Source organism: Accumulibacter sp., from assembly GCF_031732815.1.
GTDB lineage: Bacteria > Pseudomonadota > Gammaproteobacteria > Burkholderiales > Rhodocyclaceae > Accumulibacter.
The window spans coordinates 1-3,366 of sequence record NZ_JAVMKF010000295.1; the positions used below are offsets into that span (position 1 = coordinate 1).

At 63.1% G+C, this 3,366-nt stretch carries 4 protein-coding genes; 1 reads left to right on the top strand and 3 read right to left on the bottom strand.

Annotated elements, in window-relative coordinates; all coding sequences use genetic code 11:
* Both RKP46_RS17085 and RKP46_RS17090 read right to left on the bottom strand, forming a co-directional pair.
* Positions 1-127, bottom strand: a 127-nt coding sequence (locus RKP46_RS17085) for a septation protein IspZ (RefSeq protein WP_311107752.1), incomplete at its 3' end; no start/stop codon positions are given.
* Positions 128-236: 109 nt separating this feature from the next.
* The gene (locus tag RKP46_RS17090) at positions 237-1,370 is read right to left on the bottom strand and encodes a D-alanyl-D-alanine carboxypeptidase family protein (protein WP_311107739.1); all 1,134 of its coding nucleotides are present in this window, start codon (positions 1,368-1,370) and stop codon (positions 237-239) included.
* Positions 1,371-1,566: 196 nt separating this feature from the next.
* On the opposite strand from RKP46_RS17090, the gene RKP46_RS17095 reads away from it, so the two are divergent.
* Positions 1,567-2,490: a GAF domain-containing protein gene (locus RKP46_RS17095; RefSeq protein ID WP_311107740.1), complete on the top strand. Its 924-nt coding sequence runs from the start codon at positions 1,567-1,569 to the stop codon at positions 2,488-2,490.
* Here RKP46_RS17095 and RKP46_RS17100 read toward each other — a convergent pair.
* The coding region (locus RKP46_RS17100) for a septal ring lytic transglycosylase RlpA family protein (RefSeq protein ID WP_311107741.1) at positions 2,491-3,366 on the bottom strand (876 nt) is incomplete at its 5' end.

A 3,366-nucleotide genomic window follows, 5' to 3' on the forward strand; every position in this document is an offset into this window, starting at 1 on the left:
TGAACCACAGCCAGCCGATCTGGGCGAAGGTGGCGGCGATCGCCACCGCGGTCGCGGTGTAGATGTCCCAGACCTTGTAGGCGATGAAGAAAAGGATGACCGGGAACAGGTCGAAAAGGAATTTCATCCGTAGCGCCGTGAATCAAACATTGAATTATCGACGATTCGGCAAGCGGTTGTCGATGCCGTGCTCTGCCTCATTCGGTTTTGTCGGGCGCGACATGCGGCTCGGGCGCCTAGTTCAGCCAGAGGCGGATGCCGTCAAACGCGCGGCCGACGATTCCCGCGGGCTCGACTGCTTCCAGCGCGCTGACCGGATACTCGCCATAGGGCTTGCCGTCCATGCTCACCTTGAGCGTGCCGAGCACCTGGCCGCGCGTTATCGGCGCGAGCAGCGGTTGTTGCGAGACGAGTTCGGTCCGCAGGCGCGGCCCGAAGCCTTTGGGTACGGCCAGAACGAGATCGTGGGCAAAACCAAGCTTCACCGCATTCTCCTTGCCTTTCCACACCTTCAGGCTGGAAACGGGTTCGTTCCTGGCATAGAGCTGCACTGCGTCGTAGAACTGGAAGCCGTAATTGAGCAGCTTGAGCGATTCCTGCGCGCGCTGGTTGTCCGACGCGGTACCGAGCACCACCGCCAGCAGGCGTCGTGCGCCGCGCTTGGCCGAAGACACCAGACAATAGCCGGCACCCTCGGTATGTCCGGTCTTCAGGCCATCGACCGTGGGGTCGAGCCAGAGCAGACGATTGCGGTTCGGCTGGGTGATCTTGTTGTAGCGGAACTCTTTCAGCGAGTAATACTTCGCATACTCTTCAGGAAAATCGCGAATCAGCGCGCCGGCCAACAGCGCCAGGTCTCTCGCCGTCGTGTAGTGCTGTGGATCGGGCAGGCCGCTTGCATTGCGGAAACTCGAAGCTTTCATGCCCAGACGTTGCGCCTCGCGATTCATCAACTGGGCAAAGTTTTCCTCATCACCGGCAATGGCTTCCGCAAGCGCGACGCAGGCATCGTTACCCGACTGCACGATCATTCCTTTGAGCAAGTCCTCGATGCGCACCTCGGTGCCGATCTGAATGAACATGCGCGAACCGCCGGTCTTCCACGCCTTCTGCGAAACCGGTACGGCCTGATCGAGCTTGATCGTCCCTTGGCGAAGCGCGGCAAAACTCAGGTATGCGGTCATCAGCTTAGTCAGCGACGCCGGTTCCAGGCGCTGGTCGGCGGCCTGTGCGGCCAGTTCCTGACCCGAAGCAGCTTCGATCAGGAGCCACGATTTGGCCCCCAGGACCGGCGGAATCGGCAATTGCTGGGCGAAGACGAGAGCGGGAAGGCAAAGCAGAAGGAAAACGACCGAGCGAAACCTGCGCATGGGGACACGTTCCAGGCAAAGCGCGGATTATAGCAAGCGCCCCTGAGTGCGCCTGTGCGCGTTTTGTGACAGATCGGCGACCAGCGATCCCGCCTGCGTGACGTACTCCACAGCGCAGGGCAGCGGCGAAGCTTAGGATGGTGCTCGTTTGCTCGACCATTAAGCCCATGGGACAAATGGGCATAGTCAGGACCCCATGCTGCCGCCTTTTCGACCTCTAGCGGATTCCCTTGACCTGCAAAGCGCTTTTGCACAACTTTCGCGTGGCGGCTTCGCCAGCAACAGTCTGCATGAAACGCTGCGCCAACTGACCGCAGCGACTGGGCAGATGCTCAACATCGAACGCGTCAGCCTGTGGGGACTGACCGCCGAACAGTTGACACTGGAGTGCATCGATCTCTACGAGCTGTCGCGCAACCGGCACAGCAACGGCGTCGTCCTGCACGCCACGCGCTATCCCGAGTACTTTCGCGCACTCGCGCAAGGTGAGCCGATCATCGCCGACGACGCGCTGAAACATCCATCAACTCAGGAGTTTGCCGACGACTACCTGCTGATGAACGGGATCAGTGCGCTGATCGCCTCGCCGATTCACGTCAACGGCGAACTGCAGGGCGTGTTGCGCATCGAACGCGTCGGGCCACACTCGGCGTGGACCTCGGTACAACGCCTTCTGGCGCATGCCGTCAGCAACCTCGTGGCGATCGCTCTGCTGCAGCATCATGTCGCGACGATCGAGGAAGACCTGCACGACGCCAACAGTCTGCGCCACGCGCTGTTCATGGGCGCGCGCGACGCCATCCTGATTTCCGATGCGGACAGCGGGCACATTCTCGATGCCAACCCACAGGCCGAAAGGCTCTTTGGTCGCGAACTGCAGCAACTTCTCGGGATCCTGCAGGCCGAACTGCATGCCAGCGGGGATACGCAAGAGGCGCGCGCAGTGATCGGCACTCTGATCAGGCTGGATGGCGCGCAGGCCTTGCGTAGCGAAGTGATCGCCGCTGACGGCAGAATCATCCCGGTGGAAGTCACCGGTCAGTTGGTCCACCTGGAAAAGGGCAAGAAAGTCGTCCAGGGCGTTTTTCGCCCGCTCATCGACGAAGCGAGCAACGGCTGATCAGCGGCTGACGACCGTCGGCTTGTAGCCCAGCGCCAGGCGAATCCGTTCGGCAACGCGCTCGGCTTCCGCCCGGCTGGCATACGGTCCGAGATGCACACGGTGCATGCCGCCGCCGGGATTGACGCCGATTTCTTCGCTCAGCCAATCGAGTTCGCGCACCAGATGGGCGCGCAGGCTTTCCGCGTTGTCGAGGCTGGCGAAAGCGCCCAGTTGCAGGAAGATGCCGCGCACGGCAGACGCGGACCAGGCAGCACTCGAGCCCGGCGCCGGCAGCCTGGGCGCCTGGCCAGCAGTCGGCGGCGCCGCCGTCTGGCGCTCGAGTCTGGCCGCCAGCAGTTCGATTTCGTCGCGACCGTCGGTCAACGCCACTTTCGCCGGTACGCTGGCGGGCGCGCTGGCAGGCGCGCTGGCAGGCGCGCTGGACAGGGCGAGCGCCGCGGCGTCTGCCGGCACGATCGCTTCCACCTCGACCAGCGCGCTGCCGTTATCGACGTAACCCAGGCGGTAGGCGGCGGCGTACGAAAGGTCGATGATCCGGTCGGCGTGAAACGGTCCACGGTCGGTGACGCGCAGGACCACCGACTTGCCGTTGCCGACGTGGGTTACCCGGACGTAGGATGGAATGGCCAGCGTCGGATGCGCCGCGGTCATCGCGAACATGTCGTACGGCTCGCCGATCGAGGTCTTCAGGCCGTGGAACTTCTTCCCGTACCAGCTTGCCACGCCGCGTTGCCGGTACGGCCGCAGGCTGGTCTGTGGCTCGTAGGCCTTGCCCAGGACGACGTAGGGGCGGTTGGCGAAACGATGCAGGGGTTCGCTGCGCGGCAGGGCATCCGGAATGTCGTCGAGATTGTCCGGAATCTCGTCCGCCGG

What these genes read in the sequence shown, in the direction of transcription:
- RKP46_RS17095 (WP_311107740.1), top strand. Translation starts at nt 1,567, where the DNA reads ATGCTGCCGCCTTTTCGACCTCTAGCGGATTCCCTTGACCTGCAAAGC.
- RKP46_RS17090 (WP_311107739.1), bottom strand. Translation starts at nt 1,370, where the DNA reads ATGCGCAGGTTTCGCTCGGTCGTTTTCCTTCTGCTTTGCCTTCCCGCT.